13 protein-coding genes and 1 pseudogene are annotated in these 18,951 nt (G+C 33.2%); 11 read left to right on the plus strand and 3 right to left on the minus strand.

The genetic code is table 11. The features are described 5' to 3' along the window. The first annotated feature begins 59 nt into the window (after window positions 1-59). On the plus strand, window positions 60-917 hold the full coding sequence (gene folD, locus PYW44_RS08870; protein WP_021338634.1) for a bifunctional methylenetetrahydrofolate dehydrogenase/methenyltetrahydrofolate cyclohydrolase FolD: 858 nt from the start codon (window positions 60-62) through the stop codon (window positions 915-917). A 179-nt stretch (window positions 918-1,096) separates the two neighbouring features. Here the strand turns inward: folD and PYW44_RS08875 are convergent, their stop codons facing one another. Continuing rightward, on the minus strand, window positions 1,097-1,321 hold the full coding sequence (locus tag PYW44_RS08875; RefSeq protein WP_021338633.1) for a hypothetical protein: 225 nt from the start codon (window positions 1,319-1,321) through the stop codon (window positions 1,097-1,099). A gap of 308 nt (window positions 1,322-1,629) precedes the next feature. Between PYW44_RS08875 and PYW44_RS08880 the strand changes: the two genes are divergently transcribed. The 6 genes from PYW44_RS08880 to rihC all read left to right on the plus strand — a co-directional run bounded on the left by PYW44_RS08880 (window position 1,630) and on the right by rihC (window position 7,321). Further along, entirely contained in the window at window positions 1,630-1,947 is a 318-nt protein-coding gene (locus PYW44_RS08880) for a DUF5011 domain-containing protein (protein WP_002508037.1), read from the plus strand. 270 nt (window positions 1,948-2,217) lie between these two features. Beyond that, window positions 2,218-3,339, plus strand: a complete 1,122-nt coding sequence (gene qoxA / locus PYW44_RS08885; RefSeq protein ID WP_021338632.1) for a cytochrome aa3 quinol oxidase subunit II — start codon at window positions 2,218-2,220, stop codon at window positions 3,337-3,339. After that, complete coding sequence (gene qoxB / locus PYW44_RS08890) at window positions 3,339-5,327, plus strand: cytochrome aa3 quinol oxidase subunit I (protein WP_021338631.1); 1,989 nt, start codon at window positions 3,339-3,341, stop codon at window positions 5,325-5,327. Before qoxA ends, qoxB begins: the two co-directional genes overlap by 1 nt. Then, window positions 5,317-5,922, plus strand: a complete 606-nt coding sequence (qoxC, locus tag PYW44_RS08895) for a cytochrome aa3 quinol oxidase subunit III (protein ID WP_002508040.1) — start codon at window positions 5,317-5,319, stop codon at window positions 5,920-5,922. The genes qoxB and qoxC overlap by 11 nt, the downstream gene beginning before the upstream one ends. After that, the gene (gene qoxD / locus PYW44_RS08900; RefSeq protein WP_002508041.1) at window positions 5,919-6,209 is read left to right on the plus strand and encodes a cytochrome aa3 quinol oxidase subunit IV; all 291 of its coding nucleotides are present in this window, start codon (window positions 5,919-5,921) and stop codon (window positions 6,207-6,209) included. The genes qoxC and qoxD overlap by 4 nt, the downstream gene beginning before the upstream one ends. A gap of 203 nt (window positions 6,210-6,412) precedes the next feature. Next, entirely contained in the window at window positions 6,413-7,321 is a 909-nt protein-coding gene (gene rihC / locus PYW44_RS08905; protein ID WP_115076015.1) for a ribonucleoside hydrolase RihC, read from the plus strand. A gap of 153 nt (window positions 7,322-7,474) precedes the next feature. Here rihC and PYW44_RS08910 read toward each other — a convergent pair. Continuing rightward, a pseudogene (locus PYW44_RS08910) lies at window positions 7,475-8,623 on the minus strand (serine hydrolase domain-containing protein). A 19-nt stretch (window positions 8,624-8,642) separates the two neighbouring features. Next, complete coding sequence (locus PYW44_RS08915) at window positions 8,643-10,301, minus strand: phospho-sugar mutase (RefSeq protein ID WP_021338626.1); 1,659 nt, start codon at window positions 10,299-10,301, stop codon at window positions 8,643-8,645. Window positions 10,302-10,777: 476 nt separating this feature from the next. On the opposite strand from PYW44_RS08915, the gene PYW44_RS08920 reads away from it, so the two are divergent. From PYW44_RS08920 to PYW44_RS08935, 4 genes are all read left to right on the plus strand, one after another. Next, entirely contained in the window at window positions 10,778-12,082 is a 1,305-nt protein-coding gene (locus PYW44_RS08920; protein ID WP_107518744.1) for an LCP family protein, read from the plus strand. A 21-nt stretch (window positions 12,083-12,103) separates the two neighbouring features. Then, entirely contained in the window at window positions 12,104-12,574 is a 471-nt protein-coding gene (locus PYW44_RS08925; protein WP_002508047.1) for a DUF2538 family protein, read from the plus strand. Window positions 12,575-12,651: 77 nt separating this feature from the next. Further along, window positions 12,652-13,074 carry a GNAT family N-acetyltransferase gene (locus tag PYW44_RS08930; RefSeq protein WP_021338624.1) on the plus strand — a complete coding sequence of 141 codons (423 nt, stop codon included), beginning with the start codon at window positions 12,652-12,654 and terminating at the stop codon, window positions 13,072-13,074. Window positions 13,075-13,290: 216 nt separating this feature from the next. Beyond that, window positions 13,291-18,879 (plus strand): GW dipeptide domain-containing protein, encoded by a 5,589-nt coding sequence (locus tag PYW44_RS08935; protein WP_236593602.1) that lies wholly within the window; start codon window positions 13,291-13,293, stop codon window positions 18,877-18,879. Window positions 18,880-18,951 lie beyond the last annotated feature (72 nt).

Consider the following 18,951-nt stretch of genomic DNA (forward strand, 5'->3'; position numbering starts at 1 on the left):
TTCATCGAGTTTTTTATGTTAAAGTTAAGTAAAGTACACACATTGGAGGAGGATTTTTCATGGTCGCTAAAATTTTAGACGGGAAACAAATTGCAAAAGATTACAGACAAGGTCTTAAAGATCAAGTTGAAGCTTTGCAATCTAAGGGTTACACACCTAAACTATCTGTAATACTTGTAGGTAACGATGGTGCAAGTCAAAGTTATGTAAATTCTAAAAAGAAAGCAGCAGAAAAAATTGGTATGATTTCTGAAATCGTACATTTAGATGAATCAACATCTGAAGCAGACGTTCTAAACGAACTTAAACGTTTAAATGAAGATGATACTGTGAGCGGTATATTAGTACAAGTACCTTTACCAAAACAAGTAAGTGAACAAAAAGTTATAGAATCTATAGATCCAACAAAAGATGTGGATGGCTTCCACCCTGAAAATATTGGTAAACTTTATATAGACCAACAAACTTTCGTTCCATGTACACCTTTAGGCATTATGGAATTATTAAATCATGCTGATATTGATTTAGAAGGTAAAGATGCAGTTGTTATCGGACGTAGTCATATCGTAGGACAACCAGTATCTAAATTGTTATTACAAAAAAATGCATCTGTTACGATTCTTCATTCAAGAACTAAGGATATGCAAAGTTATTTAAAAAATGCTGATGTCATCGTTAGTGCTGTTGGTCGTCCGGGATTAGTTACAAAAGAAGATGTCAAAGAAGGCGCAGTTGTAATTGATGTTGGTAACACACCAGACGAAAATGGTAAATTAAAAGGTGATATTGCTTATGATGAAGTAAAAGAAGTTGCAGGCGCAATTACTCCAGTTCCTGGTGGCGTTGGCCCAATGACTATTACTATGGTTTTAAATAATACGCTTATGGCGGAAAAAATGCGTAGAGGTATTGAATAATCATTCTAGAATAATTATTACGTATTGTTACAATTAATATTTAAATAAAGAGAGGTTAGATGTCACAATGTGAAATCTAACCTCTCTTTTTATAAAATATTCAAAATTCAAATACTTCATCTAAATAATAATTTCACACCAGTACTTATTTTGGGTATAAATGATTCGAACTTTATTTTCTATCCATTTATACCTTTTTGTCGTAAAGTTGTGATAATAGATTTTAAGAAAAAACTTCCTCCATATATTTCTGAATCTCTTGAAATAAACTTACCTACTTTAAATTTATCAACTATTATTGAAGAAACTCCACCTTCATAATCATTATCAACATCTCTTTTTACTGTAAATGTGAATAATTTAGACCACCTTCTACTATATAAATAGTGTCTTTTACATGACATTCCAATTTTCCACTTTCTACATCTATAATAATATATTGACCAAATATAAAAATGACAGAGATCTTTCAATGACATTTTTCATTTTCAGTTAAAACCCTCCCCCAAGAATTTCGAATTAAATTTAATATTATTTGAAGTTTGTTATGTCAAAACTCGCAGAACGTTCAATTTACTAAATGTTTACTGAAAATTACAGCTAGATTCAAAGTCATAGGTTATATTAAGACTATAGTACGATGTATTCTAAACTCATTTAAAGTATAGTATAGTTGAATAAAACAAATGACGGTCATACGGAGGTTAACGTTATGAATAAACTAATACAGTCATTATCAGCGTTAGGCGTATCTGCAACACTTGTGTCACCTAACTTAAGTGCAGAAGCTACTGATAATTCAACACCAGAACTAAAAGGTACTAATGATACAATCATCGAAAAAGGTGACGATTACAATTTACTTAATGGTGTAAGTGCCTTTGATAAAGAAGATGGCGATTTAACTCATAAAATTACCGTTGATGGAGATATAAATACAAATAAAACTGGAAAGTATAAAGTTGAATACAAAGTTGAAGATTCAAATGGTGCTGTAAAAAAATCTATACGTTATGTTGAAGTTAAGTAACACCTAGGTTTCATACATAGTCTCAAAAATCGTAAATGATAACGATTATCACAATTTTTAAGACAAAATTACCCTTTCGACTTAATTATGACACTTTTCACAAAATGTACACATAATTTTAACAAATCTTTAAAAGCCCGTCAGACATTGGTTCTGTTGGGTTTCTTTTAATTTTACAATAATTTTTTTCGCACAAACACTTGTAATAATTGCGTAATATCTTAAAATTGATGTTAAGCCCTACAATTGTAGTATTAGGAGGTCAAAAAAGTGTCAAAATTTAAGTCTTTGCTTCTACTCTTTGGCTCGCTAATTTTACTTAGTGGTTGTGAGAATGTAGAAGTTTTAAACCCAAAAGGGCCAATGGCAAGTGATACGAAGTTCTTGATTATCTATTCAATCATCTTCATGCTTGCTATAGTTGTCGCTGTAATTCTCTTGTTCACAGTCTTTCTATTCAAATATAGAATGGGCAAAACAGAGGAAACAGGAAAGATGCATCATAGTTTTTTACTTGAATCGATCTGGTTCATTATTCCAATTCTCATTGTAATTGCTATAGCCATTCCAACGGTTAAATCACTTTACATGTATGAGGAAACACCAGACAAAGAGGATGATCCAATTGTAGTTTATGCTACAAGTGCTGGTTACAAGTGGTTCTTTAGTTATCCTGAAGAAAAAATTGAAACTGTTAATCACTTAACAATACCGAAAGATCGTCCAGTTGTTTTCAAACTCCAATCAATGGATATGATGACAAGTTTCTGGATACCACAACTTGGTGGTCAGAAATACGCGATGACAGGTATGACGATGGACTGGACATTAACATCCAGTGAAGAAGGTACGTTCCGTGGACGTAACTCAAACTTCAATGGTGAAGGTTTTTCTCGTCAAACTTTCGATGTTAACTCAGTAAGTCAAAGTGAATTTAACGATTGGGTCAAAGATGCTCAAAGTAAAAAAGAGTTAGATCAAGATACATTTGATAAGCAACTTTTACCAACTACTGAAAATGAAGAGTTAACTTTCAGTGGTACCCATCTAGCATTTGTTGATCCTGCAGCAGATCCTGAGTATATTTTCCACGCTTATGATCGCTTCAATTACGTACAGAAAGATCCGAACTTTAACACTGAAGAAGAATTAACTGAAGATGTGTTAGATGAACCTGATCAACCTGCACGTAAACCGCAAATCACAAATGCGAACTATGAGAGACATGGTATGAAAGCCATGATTCTTGGCAACGATGAACCATACAACAGTGAATTCAAAGGCGAAGAAAAACATAACGTCGAGGAAATGGACAAAATCTCTAAAGGTGCTAAAGACGAAAAAGTATCTGAAATAGAGAAAAAAGAGCATGAATCTGGAGGTGGACATTAATGAATTTTCCATGGGATCAATTACTTGTTGAAGGTTCTTGGATGATTACAATGGCACAAATCGGTGCCCCATTTGGAATCATTGGACTAATCGCAGTAATTACTTATTTTAAATTATGGAAATATTTATACAGAGAATGGTTCACATCTGTCGACCATAAGAAAATCGGGGCAATGTACTTAATCTGTGCCGTATTAATGTTCGTTCGTGGTGGTATTGACGCATTAATGATGCGTACACAATTAGCGATTCCTAACAATACGTTCTTGGACTCAAATCACTATAACGAAGTTTTTAGTACACACGGTGTTATCATGATTATCTTTATGGCAATGCCTTTCATATTTGGTTTATGGAATGTCATTGTACCTTTACAAATTGGTGCTCGAGACGTTGCATTCCCTGTATTAAATAGCGTAAGTTTCTGGTTATTCTTCTCAGGTATGATTTTATTCAACCTGTCATTTATAATCGGAGGCTCACCTGCTGCTGGTTGGACTAACTATGCACCACTCGCAGGCGAATTCAGTCCCGGGCCAGGTGTCAATTATTACTTAATTGCAATACAGATTTCTGGTATCGGTACACTGATGACAGGTATTAACTTCTTTGTAACTATACTTAGAATGAAAACACCTACAATGAAATTTATGGAAATGCCAATGTTTACGGTTACTACTTTCATTACAGCTTTAATCGTTATCTTGGCTTTCCCAGTACTAACAGTAGCATTAGCACTATTTACAACCGATAATATATTCGGTACAGCATTCTTTACAGTTGCTAATGGTGGTATGCCAATGCTTTGGGCTAACTTCTTCTGGGTATGGGGGCACCCCGAAGTATACATCGTTATCCTACCAGCATTCGGTATATACTCTGAAATCATTCCAACGTTTGCGCGTAAACGCCTATTTGGTCACCAAAGTATGGTTTGGGCGACTGCAGGTATCGCATTCTTAAGTTTCTTAGTTTGGGTTCACCATTTCTTCACAATGGGTAATGGTGCATTAATTAACTCATTCTTCTCGATTTCAACAATGCTTATTGGTATACCAACCGGTGTCAAAATATTTAACTGGTTGTTCACGCTTTACCAAGGTCGTATTACCTTTGAATCACCAATGCTATTCGCATTAGGATTCATACCTAACTTCTTAATTGGTGGGGTAACTGGTATTATGCTTTCTATGGCAGCAGCAGATTACCAATACCACAACACGTACTTCTTAGTAGCCCATTTCCACTACACATTAGTAGCGGGGGTTGTATTTGCCTGTCTAGGAGCTTTAATATTCTGGTGGCCTAAGATGACTGGATTTAAGCTGAACGAGACATTAAATAAATGGTGTTTCTGGTTCTTTGTAATTGGTTTCAACATTTGTTTCATACCTCAATTCATACTAGGTCTTGATGGTATGCCACGTCGTTTATACACTTATATGCCTGAAGATGGTTGGTGGTTACTAAACGTAATTTCAACTTTCGGTGCCCTATTAATGGCATTAGGCTTTATGTTCTTAGTCGCAAGTATTGTTTACAGCTTCTTCAAAGCACCACGTGAAGCAACTGGTGATAATTGGGATGGCTTAGGTCGTACTTTAGAATGGTCAACTGCAGCTGCAATGCCACCTAAATACAACTTTGCTATCACACCAGACTGGAACGACTACGATACATTTGTTGATATGAAAGAACATGGTCGTCATTATTTAGATAACCATAATTACACAGATATCCACATGCCGAATAATACGCCAGTTGGTTTTTGGATGGGAATATTCTTCACTATTGGTGGTTTCTTCCTAGTCTTTGAAACAATGCTACCGGCTATTCTTTGTTTAATTGGTATTTTCGGAACTATGATTTACCGTAGTTTCCAAGTAGATCACGGTTATCATATTCCAGTTTCTGAAGTAATTGAAACTGAAAAACGTTTACGTGAAGCACGAATAAAAGAAAAGGAGGCTGTAAGTCATGAGTCATGATGCAAACACAATTGATCAACGTTCGCATGAAGGTGAATTAAATAAGCTTGGCTTTTGGATTTTCCTTACAGCTGAATTCTCATTATTTGGTACGTTGTTTGCAGCGTTACTAACACTGCAACATGGTGGCGATTATGGTGGTAAAATGACTACCGAGTTATTTGAATTGCCCCTCGTTTTGATAATGACATTCGCTTTATTGATTAGTTCTTATACATGTGGTATTGCAATTTACTACATGAGAAAAGAAAAAGAAAAATTAATGATGATTTGGATGATTATCACTGTATTATTAGGTGTCGTATTCGTGGGCTTTGAAATCTATGAATTCATACACTATGTACATGAAGGTGTTAACCTTTCTATTGGTTCTTATTGGTCTAGTTTCTTTATACTATTAGGAACACATGGTGCCCACGTATCGTTAGGTATCGTCTGGATTATCTGCTTATTAATTCAAGTAGCTATGCGAGGATTAAATAAAGACAATGCTCCTAAATTATTTATAGTAAGTTTATATTGGCACTTTTTAGATGTTGTATGGATCTTCATCTTCACTGCCGTATATATGATAGGGATGGTGTTTAGCGGATGAATACAATAGTAAAACACACAGTAGGTTTTATTGCCTCAATCGTTCTGACAATATTAGCAGTGTTTGTAACTTTATACACATCTATGGAACTTAACGTTAAGATTACCATCATTTTTGGTTTTGCTTTTATACAAGCTGCAGTTCAATTATTAATGTTCATGCACTTAACTGAAGGTAGAGACGGAAACTTACAAGCATTTAAAGTTATATTTGCGATTATCATTACTTTAATTACTGTTATTGGTACTTATTGGGTAATGCAAGGTGGACACTCGGCTCACTTATAATCCAAGAAAAGACTTCTCTAAAAGAGAAGTCTTTTTTTATTATTAATTAAATTATAGAAGTTAGTTCCCGTTAAATTTTATGTTTTTTCCCTACTTTTATGCTCAACTTAAATATACATTAATTTATATACAACACTTTTAAAAGAAAACAATGTAAAATGGATCCATACAATAACAAAATGACTTAGGAGGACTTAACAATTATGAAACAACCAATCATTATAGATTCCGATCCTGGTATTGATGATGCCGCTGCTATAAGTATCGCGCTGAATCATCCCAACTTTGACCTACGAATGATTACTACAATTAATGGTAATGTTGGCATTGAGAAAACTACAGCAAATACGTTGAAACTCAAGCAATTCTTTGCAAGTGACGTACCCGTTCATAGAGGGGCTTCTCAACCATTAGTTTCTGAGATTGTAGATGCAAGCCAAGTTCATGGTGAGTCAGGTATGGATGGTTATCCATTTCCTAAAGTAAATGAAAAAGATTTAGCTTCAACACATGCTGTAGAAGCAATGCGAAAAGCTTTAATAAGTAGTGAGATTCCTATAACTCTTATACCTATAGGTCCATTAACGAATATTGCCTTATTACTTTCTACTTATCCAGAAGTAAAAGATTATATTAAGGAAATTGTATTAATGGGAGGCAGCGCAGACCGTGGTAATGTCACCCCTTTAGCGGAATTTAATATTTATTGTGACCCTGAGGCTGCACAAATCGTTTTTAATTCTGGTTTGCCTTTAACCATGGTAGGACTTGATGTAGCAAGAAGTTCAACATTAAGCCATGCATTTGTAAATAAACTACCAACACTAAATGAAACTGGTGATATGTTGCATCAACTCTTCAAGCATTACAAAGGCGATGATTTTGAAAAAGGGATTAATGTATACGATGCATATACTGTGCTTTATTTGCTTCATCCTGAGAAATTCAATGTACAGGAAGCAGATGTACAAATAGAAACGAATGGTACATTTACAAAAGGTGCAACAGTAACTGATTTCAAATCTCGCTTCCCTAATTGTTCAGTGGTCATGTCCATTCATCCCGATACGTTTGAGGACATGTTCGTCAATGCACTAAAATACTGTAAATAAGGTGAATATGATTTGTAGCATAATATAACTATTATTTATACTTAAGAAAAAACACTCCTAATACTGTCATCAAGTTAAAGGTTGTACCTTTACACTTTACAGTTAGGAGTGTTTTAAATTACTTCATTTTAGGTTACTACAATAATCAAGTAATTAATAACGTTGCCCTACTATATTATAAGGCTTGTCTTGTTTTAGTAATTTATTAAAAATATGTTTTATCTTTTCCTCATTATTCACATCATTATTTTCATAATTTGTCCCAAGCACCACAATATAGTCGTCATTAAAATATGCCGTAAATACTTGTCCAAAAAAACCACCATTAATTCGATTTTTATTAGGAAGTGAATAAAAACCATAACGATACGCTTTTGGATAACGTGGCGTTAAACTTTCATGTAGTAAAGGCGTTGTTATATTATCTTTGAATAGTTCATTGTTTTGTAAAGTTAATATCAATTTCCCCATATCATGAGGGGTCATATATAAATTACCAGCGCCTTAATATTGGTTTAAAACATTAGGCTTCTGCTTAACCGGTTCACCTGTATTTTCATCTTTTTTATAGCCTTCCGCCATATCTTTTTTGAAAGTTTCATCATTAAAAAATGCCGTGTGCTCCAATCCGTATGGCTTTGATAATCTGTTTTCGAAATTCTTTGAAAAAGATTTACCAGTTACTTCTTCTATCACACGAGATAAAACTAAATAATTAGCATCATTATATCTATTTTTATTATAAAATTTAGTCTCAATACCTTTGCGTTGTATTGACTGTACTGCATTATCTAGATTTTTATAAGAAGTTGAAGCTTTATATTTATATAAACCACTTTGATGAAGCATAAGTTGATTTAATGTAATAGGTTTGGATGTTTTGAACCATGGCAAATATTGATGAACCACATCATTCATATTAATTTTTTGCTCATTTTCTAATTGCTTAAGCATTAATCCAGTGGTGAATTTTTGAGAAGATCCGATTAAATATAATGTGTCTGCCCTATTCTTTTCATCTGTTTCAAAATTTTTGAAACCATATCCTTTATTTAATTTAAGTTGACCACGTTCAAAAACAGCTATAGTGCCGTTAAAATTAACTTTTTCTAAATATTGATGAATCGCGTTTATTTGTGGGTTGTTTTTACCCATTACTGTTTTCAAATTATTCGTATGAATAATTTGGTATTTCGTGTCTTGTTTATTATCTTGATAATATCTATATCCAATTGTAAAAGTGATTATTGTTAAAATAAAGATTAAAAAAATGATAAATTGTTTTAGTTTTTTTGATGTCATCTTGCTGCCTCTACATAAATTAATCTATATTTTGAATATAGTCTTTTTCAAATTGATCTGTAATTGCATCTATATCTTCTACATTCAGAGAGAAATAGAGTTTAATTTTCGGCTCTGTTCCAGATGGTCTAAGCGCGATAAATCCATTATCAAAAATGAATCTAATCAAATCCGTTTTCGGTAACGTTAATGCTTCTGTTGTACCTTCTATAACATTTCTATTTTCACCCGTATGATAGTCTTCTATTTGTTTTACATCCATACCACAAATTGAGAATATATCGTTATTTCTAAATTGACTCATTATATTCGAAATCTTTTCTACACCTTCGGCTCCTTCAAATGACGGTGCGAGTGTTCTATCTTTAAATGCACCAATATTTTGATAAATATCTTCCATAGTGTCTTTAAATGTTAAACCATTTTTAGATAATAGATTTTTATATTTAACTAATAAAGGTACCATTTGAATTGCATCTTTATCTCTAGAAATTGATTTCGCTAAATAGCCGTGGCTTTCCTCAAATGCGAGTAATAATTGCGTCTCATTGTCTGCACCTTTTTGCTCAATTAAATCAGAAATATATTTAAATCCAGTCAGCACATTATTAACTTGTACATCTAACGCTAATGCTAATCTTTCTGCTAACTCACTTGTGACGATAGATTTAATAATGTAAAGTGGTGCGCCTGCTTCAACTAATTCTTGAAATCTCAATTTCATAAACAGTAACCCAATTTCATTACCATTAAAATATCTATATTCATTTTTTCCATAACGCTCAATAAAACCAAATCTATCTGCATCAGGGTCTGTAGCTATGATCAGTTGTGCGTCTGTTTTTTCTGCAAGTGCTAGGCCGTAATTAAAAGCAGTTTCATCTTCAGGATTAGCAATTTCTACAGTTGGGAAATTACCATCCGGTGTAGATTGCTCTTCTTCTATCACAAAATTTTGGTAATCCAATTCTGTTAATATATTTGAAACTAACGGTAAACTTGTACCATGTAAACTGGTTAATACTACTTTTGCACCTTTTTCATCAATCGAACCTACTAAATCTTTAACTTCACTTTTATATTTTTCAGTTACTTCACTAGTAATATATTTAATTCTATTATTTTCTTTTAATACTTCAAAATCGCCCTTTTTAATCGATAATGGAGATTCTATCGTATTAATATAATTACTAAGTTGTTCGGATTCATCAGGTAATAATTGGCCGCCTTTTTCATCATAAATTTTTATACCATTATAATTTTTAGGATTATGACTAGCTGTTATCATCACACCTGCATCTGCATTCAAATGTCTAACGGCAAATGATAACTCTGGAGTAGATTTATAATCTTCTGATAAAATAGGTATAACATTATTGTTAGCTAGCACACTAGCCATTTCTTGTGAAAATGCTTTAGATAAAAATCTCGTATCAAAGTGTATTACTACAGTTGGTGAATCAATTTTACTTCTTAAAAATTGAGCTAAACCTAAAGCCACTTTGCGAATTGTAAATGCATTTAATCTTCCTGGTCCTAAGCCAAAAGTGCTTCTAATACCTGCAGTTCCAAAAGCTAAACTTCCTTTGAACCCTTCTTCTTTTTCTGTTTCAGTTTGTATTTCATAAAAATCTTTCACTAAACTCTCATCTATTTTATCTAACCATTCTTGCTTCATACTCACTTTTCCTCCTCATATCTTTTGCTAAAGATATATCCATTTCAATTATTAATTTTAAAAATATTTTATAGAAAGCATTGTTCTTAAATTATAACGTAGCAAAGCCCTTTTTTCTTATATTTATAATTATTTTGTCATTTCCTTGAAACACAGTTATTGTTCACAAGATGATATTTCTATTATATATTATAGCTCATGTATCGCTATAAATCATTTCTAAGCAAATGACAATTTTGTTAGTTTCTACTGATAAATTCCAATATATAAGCATTATACTTCACATACCCTAATTTAATTTTACTTTAAACTTGAAAATAACACATTCATAGTTGATATTTACTAGCTATAGTAATAAAATTATAAGTTATAGTACATTTTCTTCTTTACAAATATTTAATATAGTTAAAAGAGCTATAACATTTAACGATAATATAGTAACATGTACAAAATCATATACATGGGGAGCTTCAAACATGAATAAATTTTTAAAATATTTTTTAATATTTCTATCTTTAGTTCTTGTCGTTGTTCCGGTTATATTTGCTATCATTCTACTCAAATCATCTCAAGGCGCTTTTGAGAATTCTTTTAACGATGGTGACTCCTCTAGGAAATCAAACATTCGTGAATCTAAAGTCGATCCTTCTAAAGATCCTATTTCTATCTTATTTTTAGGTATTGATGGAAATAGTGGACGAGAAAAAAATGGGCAAAGTACTGAACAATCAAGAACCGATGCAATGATTCTTTCAACATTTAATTCCGATAAAGAACAAATAAGAATGCTAAGCATTCCTCGTGATACAATCAGTTATATTCCAAAAGTAGGTTATTACGATAAAATCACTCATGCACATGCTTATGGTGGACCTACAGCTTCAATGGATTCTGTAGAAGCTACTTTAAACGTACCGGTTGATTATTATGTACGTATTAATATGGATGCATTCGTAGATGCTGTTGATGAACTTGGTGGCATTGAATATAATGTCCCTTATGACATCAGTGAACCAAATACTGATGACAGTGGCAAAATAAAAGTTGAAAAAGGACATCAAAAACTAAATGGCGACGAAGCATTAGCAGTCGCTAGAACACGACATCATGATTCTGATTTAAAACGTGGTCAAAGACAAATGGAGTTAATTAAAAAACTCTTTGCTAAGGCACAAAATGCTGGTTCCTTTAGTAAGCTAGATGATGTTATTGAAATAGTTGGGAATAATTCAAAACATAATTTAAGCTATGATGAGGTAAAAGCTCTTGCAACATCTTATTTAAAAGATGATGTTGAAATCAAAAGTAAACAACTTAAAGGTGAAGATGATTACTTAAATGGAATCTATTATTACAATCCAGATATTAATAGTATTCAAGACACTTCAAATTTACTACGTGATGATTTAAATTTACCTAAGATTGAAGATACAAGTGATTTCTTAAATCAACGTGTCACTGATTTTTATGGTACACTCGTACCACAAACAGAGTTAGACAGTAGTCTACTTAGAAAAAATCAAAATGATACTTCCAATGATAATGATGAAGACAATTCATCAGAATTAAATGGCACTGAAAACAATGATAATTCACAACAACAGAATAACGATCAACAACAAATTGATCCTAATCAGCAACAAGTAGATCCTAATCAGCAACAAGGTAACCCTAACCAACAACAAAACAATAATAATCAGCAACAACAGAATACCAATCAGCAACAAATAGATCCTAATCAGCAACAAAATACTCAAGAAGTACCAACTAATCAATATTAACTGTAGAGAGGAGCTCACTATATGTCACGCAAAACATACGAAAAACTTGCTCATATAAACGGAATGTTTAATGTTTTAGAACAACAAATGATACACAGCAAAGATATGGCGCTTTTTAGAAATGAATTTTTCTATGTCAATCATGAACACCGTGAAAACTATGAAGCTTTACGCATATACTATAAAGATAGTGATAATAATCCTATCATCGATGGTGCATGTTATATTGTTGGACTTCCAGAAATATTCGAAAAAGTTGATGTTTTTGAATCAGAATTACCGTTTTCATGGGTTTATAATCAAAATGGTATTACAGAAACAATGAAAGAAATTAGCGTACCCATCCAATATCTTATTGCGGCTGCACTAGAGGTTACAGATGTTAATTTATTTAGACCATCTGGTTTTACAATGGGTATGAATAATTGGAATATTGCACAAATGCGAATTTTTTGGCAATATACTGCGATAATTAGAAAAGAAGCACAATAATCATTAAAAAACGCCCTATCATATTAAACTTTGATAGGGCGTTTTTTTAACCAAAATAAATGAAACGAGGAATAGTTATGTTTAAAATTGTTACAACGCCTTCCATGATGGAAGATGCATATAGTGTACGAAAACAAGTATTTGTTCTTGAACAAGGTGTACCGTTAGAAAATGAAATAGATCAATACGAAGCTATTGCTACGCATATCATTGGATATGATGAAAACAACATCCCCTTCGCCACTGGTAGATTTCGTCCTTATGACAATGCCGTTAAAATAGAAAGAGTTGCTATTATTTCATCTCATAGAAAATCTGGATATGGCAAACTACTCATGCAATTTTTAGAAGAAATCGCTAAAAATCAAGGCCATCATTCCTTAATGCTAAATGCACAATGCCACGCTCAAACTTTTTATGAATCTCTTGGATATAAACCTTTTGGAAAGATTTTTATTGAGGAAAATATTGATCATATTGCTATGACAAAATCTATTTAACCCAATTTAATATGTTTTTGTATTTATATTGCAACTATCTTTTGTAATATTTCAATATTTTCAAAATTAAGCTTTATAACGCATTAAATCAGATGTTATAACTTTTCCAAAACTTAATTAGATTAATTTTATATTACAAATCAGTAAAAAGTAAACCACTCCTCCAAAAGTCGTATTATAATAGATATTAAATTATATAGTTAAAGGGGCAGTTTAATGACTAAGAAAAAGTTTACTTATAAAGTACCGTCGATGGTAGCACTAACGTTAGCAGGTACAGCTTTAACATCTCATCAAGCACAAGCTGCAGATGACGTACAAAATAAATCTACAAACGAGAATGTGTTAGATGATAAGAATACACTTAAACAAAGTGAACAAATCAAATCTGAAGTTAGTAAACCTACCGCTAATATTTCAGGTACACAATCATACCAAGACCCTACACAAGTTGAACAGACCTTAGCAAACGAAGTTAACACTTACGATGCAGAATTAGATGAGTTGAACTCTGATCAAACACCAAGTCAAGATACATACAATCAACAAACTTCAGGCCAAGAAGACCAAGCGAACACGCAATCTGAAGCTAATGAAGTAACTGAAAACACTCAGGATTCTGAAGATGCTCAAAGTATTGAACAAGAGCCCGCTCAAAACAATAGTTCTTCTGACCTAAACCAGCAAGATTCCGAAGAGACTCAACAATCTGTAGAAGATACTTCTAATCAAAATATTCAACACAACGAAGGCAATTCAACTGATGATACAACTACTGCAGTTGATAACAGTCAAACTGTTGAAAATACGCAAGCTACTGAACAAAATACAGCTCAAGACAACACTTCTTCTGATGTAAACGAACAAAATTCTGAAGATACTAAAGCTACTGAAGAAGACACTTCTAATAAAGATGTTCAAGACAATCAAGCTAATCAAAATTCTGAACAAAATAAAGAGGACAACACTTCTTCTGATGTAAACGAACAAAATTCTGAAGATACTAAAGCTATTGAAGAAGACGCTTCTAATAAAGACGTTCAAGACGATCAAGCTAATCAAAATTCTGAACAAAATAAAGAGTACAATACTTCTTCTGACGTAAACGAACAGAATCCTGAAGATACTAAAGCTACTGAAGAAGACGCTTCTAATAAAGTCGTTCAAGATGATGAAACTAATCAATCTACTGAACAAAATACAGCTCAAGACAACACTTCTTCTGACGTAAACAAACAGAATCCTGAGGACGCTAAAGCTACTGAAGAAGACGCTTCTAATGAAGACGTTCAAGATGATGAAACTAATCATTCTACTGAACAAAATAAAGAGGACAACACTTCTTCTGACGTAAGTGAACAAAATTCTGAAGATGCTAAAGCTACTGAAGAAGACGCTTCTAATAAAGACGTTCAAGATGATGAAGATGCTAAAACTTCTGAAGATAATAAAGTAGACGACTCTTCTGACGTAAACGAACAGAATTCTGAAGATGCTAAAGCTACTGAAGAAGACGCTTCTAATGAAGACGTTCAAGATGATGAAGATGCTAAAACTTCTGAAGATAATAAAGTAGACGACTCTTCCGACGTAAACGAACAGAATTCTGAAGATGCTAAAGCTACTGAAGAAGACGCTTCTAATGAAGACGTTCAAGATGATGAAGATGCTAAAACTTCTGAAGATAATAAAGTAGACGACTCTTCTGACGTAAACGAACAGAATTCTGAAGATGCTAAAGCTACTGAAGAAGACGCTTCTAATGAAGACGTTCAAGATGATGAAGATGCTAAAACTTCTGAAGATAATAAAGTAGACGACTCTTCCGACGTAAACGAACAGAATTCTGAAGATGCTAAAGCTACTGAAGAAGACGCTTCTAATGAAGACGTTCAAGATGATGAAGATGCTAAAACTTCTGAAGATAATAAAGTAGACGACTCTTCTGACGTAAACGAACAGAATTCTGAAGATGCTAAAGCTACTGAAGAAGACGCTTCTAATGAAGACGTTCAAGATGATGAAGATGCTAAAACTTCTGAAGATAATAAAGTAGACGACTCTTCCGACGTAAACGAACAGAATTCTGAAGATGCTAAAGCTACTGAAGAAGACGCTTCTAATGAAGACGTTCAAGATGATGAAGATGCTAAAACTTCTGAAGATAATAAAGTAGACGACTCTTCTGACGTAAACGAACAGAATTCTGAAGATGCTAAAGCTACTGAAGAAGACGCTTCTAATAAAGACGTTCAAGATGATGAAGATGCTAAAACTTCTGAAGATAATAAAGTAGACGACTCTTCTGACGTAAACGAACAGAATTCTGAAGATGCTAAAACTTCTGAAGAAGACGCTTCTAATGAAGACGTTCAAGATGATGAAACTAATCAATCTACTGAACAAAATAAAGAGGACAACACTTCTTCTGACGTAAGTGAACAAAATTCTGAAGATGCTAAAGCTACTGAAGAAGACGCTTCTAATAAAGACGTTCAAGATGATGAAGATGCTAAAACTTCTGAAGATAATAAAGTAGACGACTCTTCTGACGTAAACGAACAGAATTCTGAAGATGCTAAAGCTACTGAAGAAGACGCTTCTAATGAAGACGTTCAAGATGATGAAGATGTTAAAGCTTCTGAAGATAATAAAGTAGATGACTCTTCTGACGTAAGTGAGCAAAGCACAAGCGAAGATAGTAAGGCAACATCAACTGCGACAGCAGTTGCAACTAAGCCTAGTTCGCCAAGTACTACTGCGACAACGGTAAGTACAGAAGCTACTCCTAAATTAAGAGTAGCATCAGCTAATGTAAATAATACGCTTTCAACGCGTTCTGCAATAACAAGAGAAGCAGGCACAACAAGTTCTCTACCAGCATATAGTCCACAAGTGAGTTCATCACTTAATAACTATATTCGTAACAATAACTTCCAAGCTCCAAATTATGAACAAGATATTGCAAGTTATTTACCGCAATATAATTATCGTTATGGTAAACCAGAAGGTATCGTTTTACACGAAACTGCAAATGATAACTCAACTATTACTGGTGAAATTAACTACATGAAGAATAATTATAATAGTGCTTTTGTTCATGCATATATTGACGGTAATCGTATTATTGAAACTGCAAATACTGACTATCTTGCTTGGGGCGCTGGTCCAGCTGCAAACGATCGATTTATTCATGTTGAGTTAGTTCATACACATGATTATGATTCATTTGCACGTTCAATTAACAATTATGCTGATTATGCAGCGACAAACTTACAATATTATGGTCTTTCACCAGATAGTGCTGAGTACGATGGACAAGGTACAGTTTGGACTCACCAAGCCGTTAGTACTTTCCTAGGTGGTTCTAATCATACGGACCCTCATGGTTACTTAGCTTCATATAACTACAGTTATGATGAATTATATGACCTAATCTATGAAAAATATTTAATTAAAACTGGTCAAGTAGCACCTTGGGGAGCAACATCTTCAGGTAGTACTAGTGGAAAAGACGAATCTACAAATACAGATGGTTCTAGCAATACTGGTGGCTCAGGTAGTACAGGTGGTTCTAGTAACACTGGTAGTACTGTTACCCCACCAAAAACAGGTTCATTAACAGTAGAAGCTAATAATGGTGTTGGCCGTTTTAATACTACGAATGATGGCTTATATGCAACAGTTTATGACCACCAAGGTAAAAAAACTGATCGTACAAATCAAACACTAAAAGTTACAAAATCAGCCAAAATAGGCAACGAAAATTTCTATTTGGTAACTGATTATAATAAAGGGAACTTAATTGGTTGGGTTCACCAAAATGATGTGGATTATAATACAGCTAAACCTGTTACTGCGATAAATAAAACTTATAATATTAAACCAGGCGAAATTTTATATACAGTCCCTTGGGGTACTAGCTCTCAAAAAGCTGGAACTGTTTCAGGTAACGCTAACCAAACATTTAAAGCAACGAAACAACAACAAATTGGTAAAACAAACTATGTTTATGGCTCTGTAAATGATTTATCTGGTTGGGTAAGTTTAAGTAAGTTGTCTTCACCAAGTTCAACTGTTGCCCCACCTGCAAATACAGGTCAATTATCAGTAACTAATCTTACTAACCAACAAGGTACTGTAGCCAAAACAAATCATGGTGTCTACACTTCAGTTTACGACAAACAAGGTGTACAAAAACCATATGTGAATGGCAATACTTATAAATTAAGTAAAAAAGCTACACTTGGAAGTAATAGTTTCTACTTAATAACAGATAACAAAACGAATAGTAATATAGGTTGGATGCAAACCGGTGATATTACAGTTAATGAAGCTGCTACTAAAAATACAGCAAACCCAACTCAATCAGTAAGTAAAATTGGTCAATTAAATAATACAAATTCTGGTATTAAGACTAAAGTTAATGATACAAAAGCCAAAGATGCATCTAAATTATCAGGCCGTACATTTAACGTTACAAAACAACGTACACAAGGCGATAACACTTACGTATTAATTCAAAATTCTAACCAAAACACACCATTAGGTTGGGTTAATACAAAAGACATCAATACACGTGATTTAAGTAAAACATCTGCTAAAAATGGTCAATTCACAATTAAATCTACAAATAATGGACTTTATGCAGTACCTTGGGGTACAAAAGCTCAACAATTAGACTCATTAAAAAATGTGAAAAACAATCAATTTAATGCTTCTAAATCAGTTAAAGTAGATAAAGATGAATACTTGTACGGTAATGTTAATAACAAGACTGGATGGATTGCAGCTAAAGATTTAAATACAAATAATAAAGTTGCAACCGAAACTCAAACATCTGACGTAACTAAATCGGCAGTTACACCTTATAAATTTGATTATGTTATTTATAATGCTGATGGTAGTTATTACTTAGATCCAACTTCTAATCAACCAGCAGGCTCATTAAATGATTTCTATGAAAGTATCTTTACAGTATTCGAGAAACAAGTTGTCAATGGTGTGACTTGGTATCACGGCAAACTATCTAATGGCCAAATGGTTTGGATTAAAGAAGAAGACTTACGCAAAGAGTTAATCAAATATTATCAATCTGGTCTAACGCTAGATGAAGCTGTTGCAATTCAAGCAGGTTTAAAAACCAAACCTCAAATTCAACACACACCAGGTAAATGGGAAGATGCTACACCTATCGAAATAAAAAATGCTATGGATACTGGTAAATTAGCACAAGACCCTACTCAAAAATATCAATTCTTACGTTTAGATAAATCTCAAGATATTGCTTCAGCAGATTTAGATAAACTTTTAGTTGGTAAAGGCATTTTAGAAGGTCAAGGCGAAGCATTCAGTGAAGCAGCTAAGGCTTACAATATAAATGAAGTTTATTTAATCTCACATGCCCTATTAGAAACAGGCGATGGTACTTCAAAACTTGCTAACGGTGGCGATGTAGTAGATGATAAAGTCGTAACAGATGGTCCAAACAAATATTATAATATGTTTGGTATCGGAGCAGTTGATAGCGATGCAGTTAAACAAGGTTTCGCTACTGCCAAATCTAACGGTTGGGATACAGTTAAAAAAGCAATCGTTGGTGGCGCTAAATTCATCTCAAGTTCATACATCAGCCAAGGTCAAAATACACTTTATAAAATGCGTTGGAACCCTGAAAATCCAGGTGAACATCAATACGCAACTGACGTAAGATGGGCAGAGCACAATGCCACACGTATTAAAGGGTTCTATGATTCAATGGGTAAATTAGGTAAATATTTTGATGTAAATACTTATAAAGCTTAATTTACACCTACAATACTATATTTTCTTTTATACAATTAAAATAAGAGTACATGATCACTCAACAGATATTTT

This window comes from Staphylococcus equorum, from assembly GCF_029024965.1.
GTDB classification, from domain to species: domain Bacteria; phylum Bacillota; class Bacilli; order Staphylococcales; family Staphylococcaceae; genus Staphylococcus; species Staphylococcus equorum.